Origin of the sequence: Salmonella enterica subsp. arizonae (genome assembly GCF_008692845.1) — a bacterium.
GTDB classification, from domain to species: domain Bacteria; phylum Pseudomonadota; class Gammaproteobacteria; order Enterobacterales; family Enterobacteriaceae; genus Salmonella; species Salmonella arizonae.
The window spans coordinates 80,503-98,397 of sequence record NZ_VXJW01000004.1 but is presented as its reverse complement, the minus strand read 5'-3'; the positions used below and the strand labels follow the sequence as shown (position 1 = coordinate 98,397).

The window sequence follows — 17,895 nt, the reverse complement described above, 5'->3', positions numbered from 1 at the left end:
AGGTTTAGAGTTATGATGAATGTTAATGCAGCGTATGCCGAAAAATGCGTGACGCCTGACGAGGCGGTTACTTTAATTACCTCTGGCAGTCACCTCTCTATGGGAATGTTTGCAGCAGAGCCGCCAGCTTTGCTGAATGCGCTGGCAAAGCGAGCGGAAAGGGGAGAAGTCAACGATCTGCGGGTTTACTGTTACGAAACAGCCAAAATTGCTGGGGATACCATTTTCCGTTATGAGTTAAGTGACTATATTCATCTCTACAGTATGTTTATTACTGGTATCGAGCGGGATTTAATACGTCAGGGGATTGAGAGGGCCGGGCGCAAAATAGTTAACTATGTTCCTTCAAATTTTCATCAGGCACCGCGATTACTGGCAGATGATATTGGTATTGATACTTTTATTCACACCGTGTCCCCCATGGATAAATACGGGTATTTTACTTTCGGAACGGGTAACGACTATTCTACTCGGGTTGCGAGGTCAGCTAAAAAGCTTATTGTCGAAGTTAACCAATATATGCCGCGTGTTTATGGCGAAGGTGCTGTAATCCATATTTCAGAAGTTGACGCCATCGTTGAAAACCATGAGCCTTTAATTGAACTACCAGTACGTACCGCCGTAGCTGAGGATATTGCTATCAGTCAGATTATCGCTTCTCTCGTGCCAGATGGCGCTTGTCTCCAGATGGGGGTCGGCGCATTACCGGAGCTCATCTGTAACGCGCTCAAGGAACATAATGATCTGGGGGTACATACAGAGGCACTGAATCCGGGACTGGTAAGTTTGATTCAACAAGGCGTCGTCACCAACCAGCGTAAAAATATTGACAGGGGAATGTCTGTTTTTACTTTTGCTATGGGCCAAAAGGATATGTATGACTATCTCAATGATAACCCCTCTTTTTTTAGTCGGCCTGTCGATTATGTTAACGATCCGAGGATCATTGCGCAAAATGAGAATGTTGTCTCCATCAATGCCACCTTACAAATCGATCTCACCGGTGCCTGCAACTCTGAACATTTGTTTGGGCATCAGTACAGCGCTTCAGGAGGGCAATTGGATTTTGTCAGAGGCGCATATGCGTCTAAAGGTGGCCGCTCCATTATTACGACACGCTCAACGGCTGCGAATGATACTATTTCTCGTATTGTTCCCCGCCTTGAGGGACCTGTAACAACTCCGCGGACTGATACACACTGGGTAGTTACTGAATTTGGCGCCGTAAACTTGAAGGGGCTCTCTTCAACTGAGCGTGCACTCAGGATCATTGAATTGGCGCATCCCAATTTTCGTCAACAACTTAGAGTAGATGCAAAAAAAATGCATCTGATTTAAAAGTAGGTTAATACTATTTTTTAATGTAGTATCCCAAAATATAAATATCAGGAGTCTATGTAAATGATAATTGATTACCTCGTATTAACTGTATCTGGTATATCAACTACAATAATATTTTACGAAGAGGTACTTGGCTTTTCTTCGGTAACGTTTAAACAAAACAGAAAAGCATTAATATTTTGAACACAAAAAATTAGCCTCCATAAAATGAGGATAGAATTCGATCAAAAAGCGAGAAGACTAACCCTGGGATCTGCCAATTTATATTTTATTAGATCAATACCAATAAATGACGTTGTGTCTGAGATCTTATAGGTAGGTATTCCCATTGTTGAAGGTCCTGTTGATAGAACTGGAGCCACAGGCGAGATAGTATCTATCTACATCAGGAGCCCTGATAGAAATTTAATTGATATATTTAATGTCAAAGCTTACTTCTTACGGAGGCCAGACCCGGTTTTCGTTCTGTCGGGATTGGTTCTACCCATGTGACGTGGACACAGCCCTAAGCGGGGTTCTGGTTTTCAAACTGTTCCGGACTAAGATCACCACAGGCACTCTGGCATCGCCAGCGATTGTAATTACATCCGATATAATTGTTGAATACCGTGACCCGCATTATTTCGCGGCTGGCAAAGTGCTCTCCGTGGAGGCCTTCTACCCTCAGCGAGTGAAAGCACCTTTCTGCGCAGGAGATATCATAGCAGTTGCCTCTGGCACACTTATTCCCGCGCAGATTATGCTGCTTCGTCTGCAGACTTCCCCGACGAGGGGGCCAAGTTTCGGCCTGTTTCAGTACAAACGCTATCGGTTCTTTGGTATAGCCGGTCTTTTTCATAGCGGATATACCTCCCGGTAACGTGGAGAAAAGACTGGGTATTCCCGTTTAGCCTGGCACTGTTTCCCGTGAAGAGCTCACGCCATCAAACATTTGAGCTTCCCTCCTGGATAATCTATCTTACACACGCCTCATTTATATTTTTTACACTAATCATCAAAGTCACTAAAGATAATTAGATTATCATATCAAATAGCAAAAAGATAAATAAAAATAATCATTTATCAATGCTACCGCGATGAAAAAAAAATGATTTTTTTTAAACTTTATTTATTTGCTTTAGGTCTTGTTGCGGTGAATAATTTTTCTTGTCGGAACGCAAATAAAGTTCTTCAAACTGAAAAAAGGAATAATTTTATGTCATGGGAAAACGTTGCAGGCCTTTCTAAAATTCAGATTTGGGCTGAATCATGCTCTTCAAGCGATGGTGATGAGGCATTTCTGTTTGTAAACGATAATCATCAGATACTCATTACTGTTGGTGTATCGTTAGCGCTCTATGAAACATCTAAAGCGGGGCCTACGCTGGAAGAAGTTAAAAGCGCAATATCATTGATAGATAATAGTGATGGGGATGCCCTGAAATTTTTAGTTGAAGGGGATGCAGGCGATTATATTTCTGTTTATGATCCCAGTCATGTTAACGCACAAAAAATTAACAACTCAAATTTCCAATATCAGTTTAAATATTACTTATCTAGCAACAAGACTATCAACCCAAATGTTAGTTCAGAAGAGGTTTCAGCGAAAATTAGCTATAAAAATAGTGATGGTTCCTTTATCTATGATATGTCAAGCCAGGGTGATTATTCAATCAAAGATTATGTAAAAGTTACCATGTTTGCTGAAAAAGAATATGGTTTAAAAGGTTCGGGTAAAACTACAGTAACGCTAGAAAAAGACTCTGTTTCTCCCCACCATGTATTTTCAGATTATAAAGGCTATAAACTGGATGATGCCACGCTTTATCTTTATCATTTAACTATAGCTGACAGCTATTTCCACATTGTGGATTTGAACTACGGCCCCCAGCAGGGTGTCTATGGTAGTATCCAGAATCTTGCCTATGGATACGATCAAAGCCAGGCGCCTATGTGGATGTATACTGCCAGCGTCTTTTGTCCGGCATTTATACACGGTTTAGGTGAAAAGACAATTTCCGATGTATATAAATATGATATAGGCAATGTTGATACTATCTGTGTGCGTTATGATTATAATCAGCGTCCTCATGAGATTGCCTTACTTGCCGCTCAAGTTGATATAAATCGCCACGATGCTATTACTGGTCACTCACCTTTAACAGGGGGACTTACTCTTCACGATCAGTTTGGCAATAAAATTATCATTGATCTTCATTATAAATATGTCGATGATCATAAGCTTATTCCAGTGTTAAACGGCGTAAGTTAATCTCTTTTAATTAAAAGTTAGCCTATCCGGAATCTATTAATAGATTCCGGTTTTATTTAAGGAATAATATGAACAAGCATTACTATACCCAAACGCCTAATTTCACGAGCCATGGAACGGCAGATGTTGATACCCGTACACGCGCATTTGGTTTTAACTTTACCCTTGCTACGTTAAATGGTAATCAAGGCATGGGGCCGGAGCTGGAAATAGCCCTAAATTATAATAACTCAGACATAAGCAACGCTTGGGCAATCGGGAACGGTTTTAGCTATGGCTTTACAGTCTATGATAAACCTAATGGTAGTCTTGTACTAAGTAGCGGAGAAAGTTATAAAGTCAGGGATAATGGCTCTCAGCCGATCTTGCTCCAGCAAAAAATCCCCTCTGTCATTTTTAAAAAAAAGACCATGTATGAATATCAAGTAGTTGATAAAAATGGTAATATTACTTATCTTAAGGACCATTTACAAAATGGTATTTTTTTTCCAGTAAAAATTGTTTCTGCGCTAGGGCACTCTCTCACTCTTCACTGGAAAAATTCAAACTCAGGTTTTGTCCTTTCTTCGATTACTGACGATAGCAATACTACTTTGTGTTCGCTTTTTTACCCAACTGGTAATGGCAGTACGGAAATAACACTCTATCCTGATACTGCAGAGACATTTACAGTTATACTGTATACAACGAATAATTATCTTACAAAAATTACCCATACCCTGCTCGGGCGCCAATTCCCATGGGAATTGTATTATCAGGACGTGGGAATGGGGGACGGCGTTCAAACGCTCGTTAAGGTTAAAACCCCTACGGGGTTGATTAAAAGAGCAATCTATAACTATGGTCAGAAGAAAGGATTAATCCACTTTCCTCAGGCTGCAAATTTATCTCCACTCCCGGCAGTGACACAGCTCATTGTGTCCCCGGGTCTGGGACAGCGAGATATGATTACAAATTATTTTGCTACTGATAGCAACAACGACGCTGCCAGCCCTTTTAAAAATTACCTGGGTTATGATTATAATTTAGGTAGCGGTTGGTCACCTGACAGTGACTTCATGTATGATATTTTCGATCCTAAGTATACTTACCAGACTATCGTTACTCAGCCTGCAACTGATGGTAATAGCGAAATCAGAACTGTTTATACTTATAATAATTTTCATTTGCAGAAGTCAGTTAAGACGACTGAAGGTGATACGACTCACCTGATTGAAGTCAAATACTATGTTGATGACTATCCTTATAAGCCATATAACGATCTCCCTGCACAATTCCAATCACCAAGAATACAAACCGAAACTTGGATTAACCGGGCTAAAGAATCCTTTACTCAACGGACTGGGTTTGAATACGACACCTTTGGAAATTTATGTCGACAAATTTCGCTTTGTGATGAACGTGGTGAAGTCACTAACGAAAGTACTGTTATTTCATCCAGTTATTATCCGGCCCAAGGGGAAGAAGATAGTATAGATGGTCAGAGCGGTTGTCCCGCAGATCCCTGGGGATTTACCCACTGGCTGAAAAGTAAAACGACTACGCCACCTATTCTTCACGATTATGAAGATGTTCCGGTTCGAACGCAGCTTTATCGCTACCAATCTTCTGAGGTCCTGGAAGATATGCCGGTCACCTATGCCATTATTCCCGACATGGAGACGCTAAAAAGCAGTGATATCATCGGTGATAGAATTCATATTCTGATGCAGCAAAAATCAGAGTATTTTACGGATAAGAAGTCAATTCATTTCGGCCGTAAGAGAAAAAATGCAATTAGTGTTTTTGATGTCAATGGAAAAAGTTTTACTAAAACGAATACTTTTGCCTGGTCATATACTAATACTAGCACAACATGCTCGGAAACGCTGACGACATATGATAATTTAAAAGCATCAACAACGGTTATTCGCTCTGCTTATACGGGAAGGATGCAATCCTATACGAACAGAGCGGGTAATCAGGAGAAATTTTTCTATGACTCACTAGGGCGTATCACTAGAATTATATGTAATCCTCAATCGAAATATGAAAACATAAAAGAATTTACTTATAATTTACTCAAAAATGATAATGGCGAGATTACGGAAATATCTACTCAGATAAAGAATTTAAACACCGGTATGATTGAGGTTTATTTTTTTGATGGCGCGGGCAGAATTTATTCTGAGTTTAAAAATGCTGCTGACTTCGATCAACCTGATGCATTTTATGAAGTAAAATCTATTAAGTGGGATGATCGTGGGCGTAAGCATAGCGAAATTAATAAAGATTATTCCAGAGATGTACATAAGGAGTTGAACGAATACTCTGTCACTACACAATATAGCTACGATAATTGGGGGGGGAATTATTTAACAACTTTATCTTATGGCCGTCAGGACATTGATAGCCACGATCCTGTACGTCGTTGTGATATTAGTCAGACAAGATCAGAAAATGGTAAATTAGTGCTGGGGTCAACGAAAACTGAATATGATGTCCAGGGAAATGCTATCAGGCAAATTATTCGCGATAAAAACGATACGGATTATGCTATTACTCGGTCTGAGTACGATGGTTTAGGGCGCCTTCGTAAATTCATCGATACATCTGGATATGTTACGGCGTTAACCTACGATGAGTTTGATCGCATGCTGTCTAAGCGACTGCCTAATAAAGCTCTAATTGAGTGGACCTACGCTTCATACACTCCTGAAAATTATCCAGTCACCATTGCGTTAAATGGTGTACAGGTGGGTAGCCAAACTTATGATGGCTTAGGACGTCTGACGGCAATATCCTCTGGTGGGCGTGTCAGTAGCGCGACCTATACTGGGGCAAATGACACGCCAGATACCACCATGGATGCGATGGGCCAAAGGATTACTCATACGTGGATCCCTGAGCTTCATAGCGTACCTGATACCATTGTGGGCCCCGATTTTATGCAATCCTTCTCCTACGATAATATTACAGGTGCTTTATTGGAAAGTTCTGAAACGGGAAGTCGTTCAACGCAATTCAAATATTATCCCTCTGGCCTGGCTAAATCAGAGAAAATAACAGATAGTGATATACCGATGGTTGAAATGGAGCGATCATGGTCATTAATGGGTATGACTATGACTTACAGGGATATCTCCAATAATATCGTTAATATTGCTTACGATAATTATGGTCGCTATTTAACTAAAACTGACCCAGATGTTACTTCTACCGTGCGCTATGATGATGTTGGTAGACTGTATTACCAAAAATCTACAGGCTATTCAGATGAAATTATTATTGAGCTTGGACTGGATGATTTCAGCCGTGAACATACCCGGAAAATAACTTCATCTTCCGGCGAGGTAATGAAAATCACCCAGAATTATTATCCAAACAATCAGTTAAAAACGCGTGTAACTGCTGTTGGCTTAAATGTAATTCGTACTGAAAATTTTGAATATGACGAATGTAATCGCCTGATACATTATTACTGTGAAGGTTCATCTCCTGTAGTCGATGCGTATAATAATGCTATTGCGCAACAAGATTTCACTTTAGATGATTATAATAATATTACCTGCTGTGTTACGACGCTAGTTGGAGGATTGAAAGATACCGCAATATATGAATTTACGAATCCAGACGATCCTTGCCAACTTATCACGGTAACGCATTCGTTACATAGCCATTATCCAGCCAGCTATAAGCTGGAGTATGACCATAACGGACGAATGACAAAAGATGAAGCGGGTCGGACCCTACATTATGATAGTACTGGACGATTAGTCCAGGTATTGAGTGATGATGAGGAAAGTTATTATGGCTATGATTCAGATAATAAAATTATAAAGCAAATCTCTAATCAGGGTAAAAATACTGCGCTGTATTATCTGGACGATGGAATAATCAGCGAAATGGATACGCATTCAAATAAACATACACGCTTGGTTTCTGGCGCCATGGGAATTATTGGCGTTAATGACGACGCTAAATAATATATTAAACAGAACAGTACTGTTTTGTCAGCGGTACTGTTAAGGGAGAAAAAAAATGGCATTTCAATTAGCTGGTACTGATATGCACGGCAGTCCGTTGCTGTCGCTGCAAAGTAATACCGTAACAATGTTCAGTTGGGGTCCTTATGGTGGTTGTACCCCCCGTACCGGCGCGTCCCGCAGTCTACCCGGTTTTAACGGCGAGCGGCAGGATCCGCTGACCAGCGCTTCTCACCTCGGGAACGGTTATCGCGCATACAGCCCCTTTCTGCGCCGTTTTACCTGTCCTGATAATGAAAGCCCGTTCGGCGAGGGCGGGATTAACGCCTACGCTTACTGTAATGGCGACCCCGTCAACCAGACCGATCCGAGTGGGCATGGCCCCCTGACATGGCTTTTGGGAGCTGGTATGCGTATCGGCCTGCGCATTCTTCTGGATGGTACAATGGCCAAAGGTATGCTCAAGGCATTAAGAATAGCAGGGAAAGTGGAAACACACCTTGAACGCCTGGCTTCTGTTTCTACTGGCTTAAGCGCTGCAATTATGGCAAACAAAGATCCCCAGATGGCGGCCAGGCTGGGCTGGGCTTCGTTTGGTCTTGGTCTGCCGGATGCGCTGACAGGAGCAAAAAAACTCTTCCAGCACCAGTATAAACTTCTGTCAGGCTTACATGAGCTGATTGCCGGCAATAAAAATCAATTAGCCTTACATTCCTACGGTTGTAAGCCAATGTATTATGAATTTTCCAAAAAAATGGATTCGGCTGGCCGCTACAGATTGAAAGGCACCTATGGTTACAGTGATAACTTCAGGGATATAGGTGAAGAAGCCTTGTTACTTCATGGTACGTCAAAAGGGAGCCTGCTTGTCAGTTATGGTGAAGTAGAATTATCGGTTCATCGCTTTTTTGGTACGGAAATAAAATATACTCGGTCTAAAGCAAATCTCAAATATATGCTTCTGACACCTGCAGAATTGGTAGAGGCCATGCGAGATGATTTAGGCATTAATCTCGCGGATCCAGATAAAAGAAACAAGCCTATTCACCTGATTAGCTGCTATGCAAAAAGGGGCGCCGCTCAGGCTCTGGCGGACGCCACAGGCAGAGAAGTTTATGCGTATTCTACCCATATTACACGGTCGCAAGGACTTGAAAGGCTGGAATATGCCAATTATAAAATAAAAGCAGGCTATCGTATGTATGATCCCCGCCGACTATTTTTAGGGGGGCATAAGCCTAATCGACGTTCATTTTTCCCTAAAGTCCCCACTCTTTAAGGAAAGCTATAAATTATGTGTCATACCAATGGGATTAAAATAATAAGGAATGACACATATTTCAATTTTCGATTTGATAAATCACTATATTCGAGTCAGACGTTAATTGGAAAGTATGTACTGGAGGTGAAATTAAGTGGCACACTGAATTTGGCCACCTGAACAGAGGTGATATGCTCACCTCAGAACAACACAGGTGCTCCAATGAAAAAAAGAAATTTCAGCGCAGAGTTTAAACGCAAATCCGCTCAACTGGTTGTTGACCAGAACTACACGGTGGCAGATGCCGCCAAAGCTATGGATGCCGGCCTTTCCACAATGACAAGATGGGTCAAACAACTGCGTGATGCGCGGCAGGGCAAAACACCAAAAGCCTCTCCGATGACACCAGAACAAATCGAAATTCGTGAGCTGAGGAAAAAGCTACAACGCATTGAAATGGAGAATGAAATATTAAAAAACTGTCCATGGGGGAAACCCCGTCCTGAGTCTCAGAAACTCCCCGGAAAAGTTGGCAGGCTAATTTAGCGAAGGAAGCAGCCGTCGGCCTTTTGGTGGTATGACCCCGTAAAAAAACATGGTTCAGGGACTGTGGCGGATCCGACAGTGGTGACTTTGTTCCCGTTCAGGAAGGTGATTTCTCCGTCGTCCCCTACTTCGTTCATCGAAAAATGAGCAAGGAGATTTCCATGAAAAAATCCTCCCGAATGTCTGTTATCCATCCTCATGCTGCTGGCGTTGATATTGGCGCTGAATTCCCCCCAGTTTGGGCCAGAATGTACAGAGCTATGTAACTACTGCCTTGCCCTGACGCAGACCCTGGCAGGGCAGGGATTTTCCTCGGAAACGGAGAAATTCCTTAGCTGGCTGTTGTATGACCTGATCAACTACTTCGCGGCAGAAATGAAAGCCCCGCGCTGGCTGCGTACCGCCGATGGGGTGAAGTTTATTGACGGGGTGACAGCATGATGCAACAGGACTGGCATCCCGCCGACATTATCGCGGCGCTGAAAAGCAGGGAACGTCGTTATCTGCCGTTTCCCGCAACTCAAGGCTGGCGTCCTCCACGCTGGCAAACGCCCTTAATCGCCGCTGGCCCAAAGGCGAAAGATTGATTGCTGAAGCCTTAGATGTTGCGCCTGAAAAAATCTGGCCTTCACACTATCTCTGATGTCCCTACGGCGCAGACCATATACGGAAGCTGCGCCGCATTTTGTTTATCCGATCCGTCATAATCCTTTGAACCGCAAAAACAGTTTTCTATTATCGGCCTTCTTACCACGAACTAAGCTCCCGCCGGCACGAAAGGCTTCATGACCTGAAAGAAGCGCCTGATGTAGCAGGATGGTCGCCGTTTTACCGGCAATGCCGCCTTTGAAAACTGCTGGATCTGTCCTTCGATGGATTAAGGCTTTCTTCACGCATTTTTACGCTAAGGAAATCACTATGGATCTGATGAATAATTGTGCATCGTCTGCTGTGGATGTTATATTAAAATATAATATCCGGAGGTACTCTATGTATACCACTCGCCTGAAAAAGGTTGGCGGATCCGTCATGCTGGCGGTTCCTCCTGCTGTGCTGAAAACGCTGGCGCTGTCGACGGACAGCGAAGTGGGCATGACCATTGATAATGGCTGCCTGATTATTGAACCCCGGAAACGGCCCTGTTATTCGCTTGAGGAACTGCTGGCGCAGTGCGATCCAAACGCCGAAATAAGCGAAGAGGATCGGGAATGGATTGATGCGCCAGCGGTGGGCAGGGAGATCCTGTAAATGGACAGAGGGGAAATCTGGCTTGTTTCGCTGGATCCGATTGCCGGTCACGAGCAAAGCGGAAAACGTCCGGTACTTATCGTATCGAAGGCATCGTTTAACAAGCTGACCCGGCTGCCCGTTGTCGTTCCCGTCACCAGCGGCGGAAACTTCGCCCGCACAGCCGGTTTTGCCGTCTCACTGGACGGCGCGGGAACCAGAACAACGGGCGTTATTCGCTGCGACCAGCCCAGAACCATTGATATGGGTGCCCGGAACGGTAAGCGGCTGGAACGTCTACCCGACGCTGTCGTGAATGAAGTGCTGGCCCGACTGGAAGCTATTCTGAGCTGATGTTTTTTATGTAACCTGAACGAGGGCGCTATCACATACAGCGCCCTCATTTTTTATAACGACAGGTGATTAAAAAATCCTTTTGCGGGTAAAAACAGTTTCTCCTTTCCTCGCCAGCAGTACAGGCATAGTCTCCCCTCTGCAACACACCGTCTGCGGACGGTTCCCACGCTTCACAACCTGAAAGAAGCGCCTGTTATCAGGACGGTTGAGTCGTTTACCGGTACAGACCTCTGCAAACACCGGGTCGCAGATTATCGCGACGGAGGCCCAGGTTTTGACACGATATCTCCTTTTACTGCGCCAGCCTGCTGGCTCACTCTGTACCGCGCCGGAATTCTCCCGGCTAACCTGTATCTGCTGACATCTTCAGCGCCCTTTACCTGACGGCCTGCGGCCTGCATTGCCGACAGGCTTTGTTGCCGCGTGACCGTTAAGCAGCACCAGAAGCGCAATGTTTCAGATACTGCACCAGATCCGTGCGTCACTTTAACCGCGCAAAGCAGGAAAGTGACGCACGCAGCCTTTTCGATCTGCACCAGACAATTCAACTTCGCCAGCTCATGTCTGGATTCTGACACCGTCTTTTCAGGCCATTTGACCCATAAGGAGAACATGAACCGATACCGAGGCGGATCCGGACGATCCGGGGGATAACCCGCGCAAGCGGGCGGCTGCTCAGAGAGCACCACCGACGCCCCGCCGCACCTCAACGGCTGCCGCCCCGGCGCTCAGGTATCGTTCGCAGCCCCGACAAAAAAACAGGGGCTATCGGCCTGCGCGCCGGGGAAGCTGTATCAGTGTTGGTTTTTTGGATGAGTTTGCGGCAATCATGAAAAGGGGAATATATGGGAATACTGGAGCGGGAAATGAAGCGGTTGGCGCAGCAGGCGGGCGGCGCACATAAAACGGTCAGTGACCGCATGGCGCAGGGCATGGATAAACGCACCCTGCAAAATGAAATGGCGATGATAAGGGTTGTTCTGCGGTAGGCCGGACGCGTGAAACTGGCTGACAGCGACCGGATCAGCAACCGGGCAGTGGGTATCAGCGGCGCATCGCGCAACGGTACGCGCCGGGCAATTACGGACGGGAAGTATCAGGCGGTACAGGAAAGCGCCCGCCTGAAAGATCCGGGGCTGGCGGCAGCGCTGGAGCTGGCAAGGCTGATGGGCCTGCGCTCGCAGGAGGCGGTACGGTGTCCACAGTCGTTCAGTAAATGGAAACAGGCGCTGGATAACGCGATCGGCATTGCAGGACAGCGCAACGGCAGGCTGATTGACCGGGCCACGCTGAAAGAGGCGATGCAGTTCTGGCGCAGACAGGCGGAACGACTCGGCTTAACGGGACAGAACTCACCGCATTCGCTGCGTTACGCCTGGGCGCAGATGCTATTCGCTATTATCTGGCGCAGGGATTCAGTGAACAGGAGGCGCTGGCGATGACGGCGATGGATCTGGGCCACGGCGACGGACGGTATCGTGGCGCAGGTTTACGGGCGAAGGGATGAGGCTGGTTGATAGCCTTGAGCTTGCTATATGATGGTTATCCATTGTTATCCACCGAAAAAATTTCTACGTAGAAATTTTTTGTACGGTTTCCTCTTAATAACAGCCTCTAAGGATGGTTTAGCCTGTTAACGGGCTTCTGGTGCAGCACTACGACAATTTTACTGATGATTGCGCCAGTAAAAGGAAAAGGCCGGAAAGGGTAAGGGGCGACTAAGGGTAACAGCGCCGGACCGGAAAAGGCCAGAGGGCTTAAAGGGCTGTGACTGGCGCAGTGCAGTAATGACGAGCCAGTGGACCGGTTTCTGGTGCCGGTTGTCTGGCTGCTACCTGAGACGTTATTATTTGCGGGCAATTTTCGATAGTTATCTATTGATAGTGAGGTATTGACAGGTTTTCACCTGAAATTATTCTACTGGAATAATTTGGGGCACTTTCCGATTAATAGCTGAAAAAATAAAGATACAGCCTTTCAATGCAAAAAGCAGATCCGGATCCAGTCAGGAGCTGCTTTTCCACTATCAACAAATTATGTTGACTCAGGCCGCCTTATGTCGCCGCGCATAAATATACGGCGCAACGTACCCTTCACGGGTCACGTCCAGATAATCCGACCACCACTGCATCATCTCCATACGGGCTTCCAGATGTTCGGCCTTATGTACAACGCCGCCCGCACGCCGTTGCGCTCCTTGTGGCTCATCTGGCGCTCGATGGCGTCCTTTGACCACAGCCCGGACTCATTCAGGGCGCTACAGGCCATCGTGCGGAAGCCATGCCCACAGACTTCGGTCTTGGTGTCATAGCCAATCACCCGCAGCGCCTTGTTGATGGTGTTTTCGATCATCGGTTTGTTCATCGAGTGCGCCCCCGCAAAGACAAATACCGACTCTCCGGTGATGTCCTTAATCTGCTCCAGCAGGGTGACCGCCTGCGCTGATAGTGGCACCAGATGCTCATCCTTCATCTTTGCGCCACGCTCGGAAAAGCGCACGTTCTTCACCGCTTCCCGTTTAGCTGGCACCGTCCAGATACGGGCTTTCAGGTTGAACTCATCCCAGCGGGCGAGGCGTAACTCGCTGGAGCGTAAAAAGACATGCAGATTCAGCTCCAGCGCCAGACGGGTCAACAGGCGACCTTTGTAACCGTCCATCTTCTCCAGCAGCTCCGGCAGGCGTTTCAGGGGCAGGGCGGGGTGGTGTTGGGTCACCGTTGGGGTTACGACACCATCCAGATCGTAAGCGGGATTATATTTAGTCACGCCCTGCTGCGCCGCGTGACGCATAATTTTGGTCAGATGCTGACGCTCCCGCCCGGCAACGTCATGCACGCCCTTATCGTCAATAGCCTTAACAAGCTGCGCCAGATGGCGGGTTTCAATCTTCGCAATGTCCATCGCGCCGATATCGGGAAAGACATAGCGCTTCAGGCAGGTGAGGATTTTATCGGCGTGACCTTCCGACCAGAGCTTAAGGCAACTGGTGTGCCACGCGGTGGCGATAAACTTAAACGTGCGGGATTCATCAACGCTGGCGTCGTTCGTTTTGCGAAGCTGAGAGGGGCAGATACCGGATGCCAGTAGTTTACGCGCCGCATCGCGCTTTTCACGGGCTTCCGCCAGCGTCACCAGCGGGTAAGCGCCAAAGGCAAGACGGTTTTCTTTGCCATCGAAGCGATAGCGGAAATACCACAGCTTTGCGCCGCTGGTGGATACCGTCAGGTACAGACCTTGCGAGTCGGTGAGCTTGTAAGATTTATCGAGAGTTTTTGCAGAGCGGATTTTACTGTCATTCAGGGCCATGTGAGGGTCTCCATCATTCATCGAACTGAATGACCCGCAATCTGACCCACAATTTTCCGGATACGTAGGGATAAATCAAAACGTATCCGGAAAGATTTTTACGCTAACTTATTGAATTTCATACACATAGGAATTCATAGGGAAGCATAAAAAAGGAAAGGTGGTGCCCGGACTCGGAATCGAACCAAGGACACGGGGATTTTCAATCCCCTGCTCTACCGACTGAGCTATCCGGGCAACGGGGCGCATTAAACCGTAATAGCCTCGTTTCGTCAACGAAATTTCTTCAAATCAACGCAGGCTGCACAAACTATCACCACTTTGTTACAATTGCACGCAGAATCAGGCAAAAAGCATTCCCCATGCGGCGGAAATCGGTATCGCCAGCAATAGGGCTGGGAGCATATTCACCACTGGAAACATTTTGATCCCGCATACACGCAAGCCAGTTGCCAGCAGCAACAATCCGCCCACTGCGCTAAAGTCGCCCATCATTGCCGGCGTGGTCAGCGGAAGAATGAGGGTGGCGCAGGCGGCAAGCGCTAACTGGATAATCAGCATCGGCGCGCAAATCGCGGAAACGGCAATGCCAAGCGAACAGGCAAAAATAATGGCGGTGAAAAAATCCAGAAAGGATTTAGCGATTAAAATGTTCGGATCGCCGGTCATTCCTTCATGCATCGCGCCGAAAATACCGGTGCCGCTGGCGCAAAACAGTACAATGATGGCAACATAACTTTGAATAAATGAATCATGTGTCGGCTTATTGCCTGATATCATAAATAATTGTTGGATTTTCGCTACTGCGCCATTAATGCCTTTTTCCAGCAAACAGAATTCGCCGATAAGCGCGCCGACCAGCGTCGCCAGCACCATCACCGGAAGATTAGCGCACTTCATAACCAACAGAGTACCAATTCCTAAAGAGCATAAGCCAAAAATAGACGTCATTGAGACGCGAATCCGTTCTGGCAGACGCTGGCTTAACAGCGCGCCAAAAACGCCGCCGAATAAGATTGCGCCAGCGTTAATAAAAGGTCCAATTACCACACGAGCTCCCGTTATTTATTTTTTAAATTGCCTTATTATCGCGCGATTAAGCTGTTGATGGCTTGATTATCTGTGACGTCTGGAGCGCTGATTTTATCTTGCGCCGTCTGGTGAAAGGTGCCATGATCGCGCGAAATTTCTCCTGCCAGCATGGGGGGCGCGGGATGAACATAACGCTTTTATATTGTCTTCACTGTCGCTTGTTTGCGCGAGGCTCGCCCCTCCTCTTCAACTCCCTTGTGGTTCCCGCCATGCGGTGAAGCAGCGCGCGCTCACTGCAGGACAACCGTAAGATCAGAAACAGTCTGCTTTTACTGATGTCTGGCGGTCGGAGCTGGTATCCAGTTTGACCCGGCATCTCGTTGGGCAGGGTATCCGGCCTTGTCCAGGGTTACTCTACTCCCGAAACGGGTATTTGCGCTTATGAAATCAATGAATATTGCCGCCAGCGGTGAACTCATCTCCCGACTCTCCACTCATCGTAATGTAGTAGCGCTGGACCGTACCGACTTTACCGATGTGGCTGCAGTCGTCATTACCGCTGCTGACAGCCGTAGCGGTATTCTGGCGCTGCTTAAACGCACCGGTTTTAACCTGCCGGTGTTTATGCTTACGGATGAACCTGTCAGCGTGCCTGCCGGCGTTACGGCGATAATAAGCGGTAACGCGCAGGAGTGGCTGGAACTGGAAAACGCTGCCTGCCTCTATGAAGAGGGGTTGCTGCCGCCCTTTTATGACACCCTGACCCAGTATGTCGAAATGGGCAACAGCACCTTTGCTTGTCCGGGGCACCAGCATGGCGAATTTTTTAGAAAACATCCCGCCGGCCGTCATTTTTATAACTTTTTTGGTGAAAACTTGTTTCGTGCGGATATGTGTAACGCCGATGTGAAACTTGGCGATCTGCTCATTCACGAAGGTTCCGCCAAACATGCGCAGAAATTTGCGGCAAAAGTGTTTAATGCGGATAAAACCTACTTTGTGTTGAATGGTACTTCGGCGGCGAATAAAGTGGTCACCAACGCTCTGCTGACGCGCGGCGATCTGGTGCTATTCGATCGTAATAACCATAAATCCAATCATCACGGTGCGCTCATCCAGGCCGGAGCGACACCGGTCTATCTTGAAGCGACGCGTAATCCGTTTGGTTTTATTGGTGGTATTGATGCGCGCTGTTTTGATGAGACGTACCTGCGCGACCAGATTCGTGACGTGGTGCCGGAAAGAGCCGATGCGCCACGTCCGTTCCGTTTGGCGATCATTCAGCTTGGCACCTATGACGGTACTATTTATAACGCCCGTCAGGTGGTGGATAACATCGGGCATCTCTGCGATTACATCCTGTTTGATTCCGCCTGGGTAGGCTATGAACAGTTTATCGATATGATGGCGGACACCTCGCCGTTGCTGCTGGATCTCAGCGAAAACGATCCGGGGATCTTTGTGACCCAATCGGTACATAAGCAACAGGCGGGTTTCTCACAAACTTCGCAGATTCACAAAAAAGATAACCATATTCGCGGCCAGGCGCGTTTTTGTCCGCACAAACGCTTGAACAACGCCTTCATGTTGCACGCCTCGACCAGCCCGTTCTATCCGCTGTTTGCGGCGCTGGATATCAATGCCAAAATCCACGAAGGGGAGAGCGGTCGTCGTTTGTGGGCGGAGTGCGTTGCGTTGGGTATTGACGCGCGTAAAGCCATTCTCGCCCGTTGTCAGATGATTCGGCCTTTTATCCCGCCAACCGTTGATGGCAAATCCTGGCAGGCTTATTCCACGGCGGAGCTTGCCCGCGAGCGGCGTTTTTTCAGTTTCACGCCGGGCGAGAAGTGGCATGGCTTTGAGGGCTATGCGGATGACCAGTATTTTGTCGATCCGTGTAAGCTGCTATTGACTACGCCGGGTATAGATGCGGAAACCGGTCGCTATACCGATTTTGGCATCCCGGCGACCATTCTCGCCCACTATCTACGTGAGAACGGTATTGTGCCTGAGAAGTGCGATCTCAACTCAATTCTATTCTTGCTGACGCCCGCCGAGAGCGAAGAGAAGCTGGCGCGGTTGGTCGCGATGCTGGCGCAATTTGAACGGCACATTGAAGATGATATGCCGCTTGCGGACGTGCTGCCGACGGTTTTTCAGAAATACCCGGTTCGCTATCGCGATTACACCCTGCGTGAACTATGTCAAGAGATGCACGACTTGTACGTTAGCTTAGACGTCAAGGATCTGCAAAAGGCGATGTTTCGCAAAGAAAGCCTGCCGCATATGGCGATGAATCCACAGGACGCCAACAGAGCCTTTATTCGCGGCGATGTAGAACTGGTGCGCATCAGCGAGGCGGGCGGGCGTATTGCTGCAGAGGGGGCATTGCCGTATCCGCCGGGCGTACTGTGCGTGGTGCCGGGGGAGATATGGGGCGGCGCGGCGCAGCGTTATTTTCTGGCTCTGGAAGAGGGCATCAATCTGCTGCCGGGCTTTTCGCCGGAATTGCAGGGCGTTTACAGCGAGACCGATGCCGATGGAATTAAACGACTATACGGGTATGTTTTAAAATAGCGTTACCTTCAGGCCGGATAAGGTGTTTACGC

At 47.1% G+C, this 17,895-nt stretch carries 8 protein-coding genes, 1 tRNA gene and 7 pseudogenes; 12 read left to right on the top strand and 4 right to left on the bottom strand.

Annotated features, from left to right (window positions below; translation table 11 throughout):
- The first annotated feature begins 12 nt into the window (after positions 1–12).
- Positions 13–1,338, top strand: coding sequence for an itaconate CoA-transferase RipA/Ict (ripA, locus tag F4V61_RS09530; protein WP_000982328.1), 1,326 nt, complete (start codon positions 13–15; stop codon positions 1,336–1,338).
- 63 nt (positions 1,339–1,401) lie between these two features.
- Positions 1,402–1,833 (top strand): annotated as a pseudogene (locus F4V61_RS22655) (VOC family protein).
- 13 nt (positions 1,834–1,846) lie between these two features.
- Here F4V61_RS22655 and F4V61_RS09520 read toward each other — a convergent pair.
- Positions 1,847–2,089, bottom strand: a pseudogene (locus F4V61_RS09520) (IS3 family transposase); the annotation flags it as partial.
- 339 nt (positions 2,090–2,428) lie between these two features.
- Between F4V61_RS09520 and F4V61_RS09515 the strand changes: the two are divergent.
- The 9 genes and pseudogenes from F4V61_RS09515 to F4V61_RS09460 all read left to right on the top strand — a co-directional run bounded on the left by F4V61_RS09515 (position 2,429) and on the right by F4V61_RS09460 (position 12,465).
- On the top strand, positions 2,429–3,592 hold the full coding sequence (locus tag F4V61_RS09515; RefSeq protein ID WP_058820769.1) for a hypothetical protein: 1,164 nt from the start codon (positions 2,429–2,431) through the stop codon (positions 3,590–3,592).
- Positions 3,593–3,660: 68 nt separating this feature from the next.
- On the top strand, positions 3,661–7,557 hold the full coding sequence (locus F4V61_RS09510; RefSeq protein WP_080160935.1) for an RHS repeat protein: 3,897 nt from the start codon (positions 3,661–3,663) through the stop codon (positions 7,555–7,557).
- 55 nt (positions 7,558–7,612) lie between these two features.
- Positions 7,613–8,836 carry an RHS repeat-associated core domain-containing protein gene (locus tag F4V61_RS09505; protein ID WP_058346002.1) on the top strand — a complete coding sequence of 408 codons (1,224 nt, stop codon included), beginning with the start codon at positions 7,613–7,615 and terminating at the stop codon, positions 8,834–8,836.
- Between the two features lie 204 nt (positions 8,837–9,040).
- Positions 9,041–9,295, top strand: a pseudogene (locus F4V61_RS09500) (transposase); the annotation flags it as partial.
- A gap of 285 nt (positions 9,296–9,580) precedes the next feature.
- Positions 9,581–9,805: pseudogene (locus tag F4V61_RS09495) on the top strand (hypothetical protein); the annotation flags it as partial.
- A pseudogene (locus tag F4V61_RS09490) lies at positions 9,802–10,007 on the top strand (helix-turn-helix domain-containing protein). The pseudogenes F4V61_RS09495 and F4V61_RS09490, both read left to right, overlap by 4 nt.
- 347 nt (positions 10,008–10,354) lie before the next feature.
- Complete coding sequence (locus F4V61_RS09480; RefSeq protein WP_000288813.1) at positions 10,355–10,612, top strand: AbrB/MazE/SpoVT family DNA-binding domain-containing protein; 258 nt, start codon at positions 10,355–10,357, stop codon at positions 10,610–10,612.
- Positions 10,613–10,945, top strand: coding sequence for a type II toxin-antitoxin system PemK/MazF family toxin (locus F4V61_RS09475; protein WP_000373725.1), 333 nt, complete (start codon positions 10,613–10,615; stop codon positions 10,943–10,945).
- Between the two features lie 848 nt (positions 10,946–11,793).
- A pseudogene (locus F4V61_RS09460) lies at positions 11,794–12,465 on the top strand (integrase domain-containing protein).
- 527 nt (positions 12,466–12,992) lie between these two features.
- Here the strand turns inward: F4V61_RS09460 and F4V61_RS09455 are convergent.
- The 3 genes and pseudogenes from F4V61_RS09455 to F4V61_RS09445 form a co-directional block, all read right to left on the bottom strand.
- A pseudogene (locus tag F4V61_RS09455) lies at positions 12,993–14,254 on the bottom strand (tyrosine-type recombinase/integrase).
- A gap of 161 nt (positions 14,255–14,415) precedes the next feature.
- Positions 14,416–14,491: transfer RNA gene (locus tag F4V61_RS09450), tRNA-Phe, on the bottom strand.
- Positions 14,492–14,596: 105 nt separating this feature from the next.
- The gene (locus tag F4V61_RS09445) at positions 14,597–15,304 is read right to left on the bottom strand and encodes a DUF554 domain-containing protein (RefSeq protein ID WP_079782247.1); all 708 of its coding nucleotides are present in this window, start codon (positions 15,302–15,304) and stop codon (positions 14,597–14,599) included.
- 423 nt (positions 15,305–15,727) lie between these two features.
- Between F4V61_RS09445 and F4V61_RS09440 the strand changes: the two genes are divergently transcribed.
- Complete coding sequence (locus F4V61_RS09440) at positions 15,728–17,863, top strand: ornithine decarboxylase (RefSeq protein WP_079828670.1); 2,136 nt, start codon at positions 15,728–15,730, stop codon at positions 17,861–17,863.
- Positions 17,864–17,895: the final 32 nt, after the last annotated feature.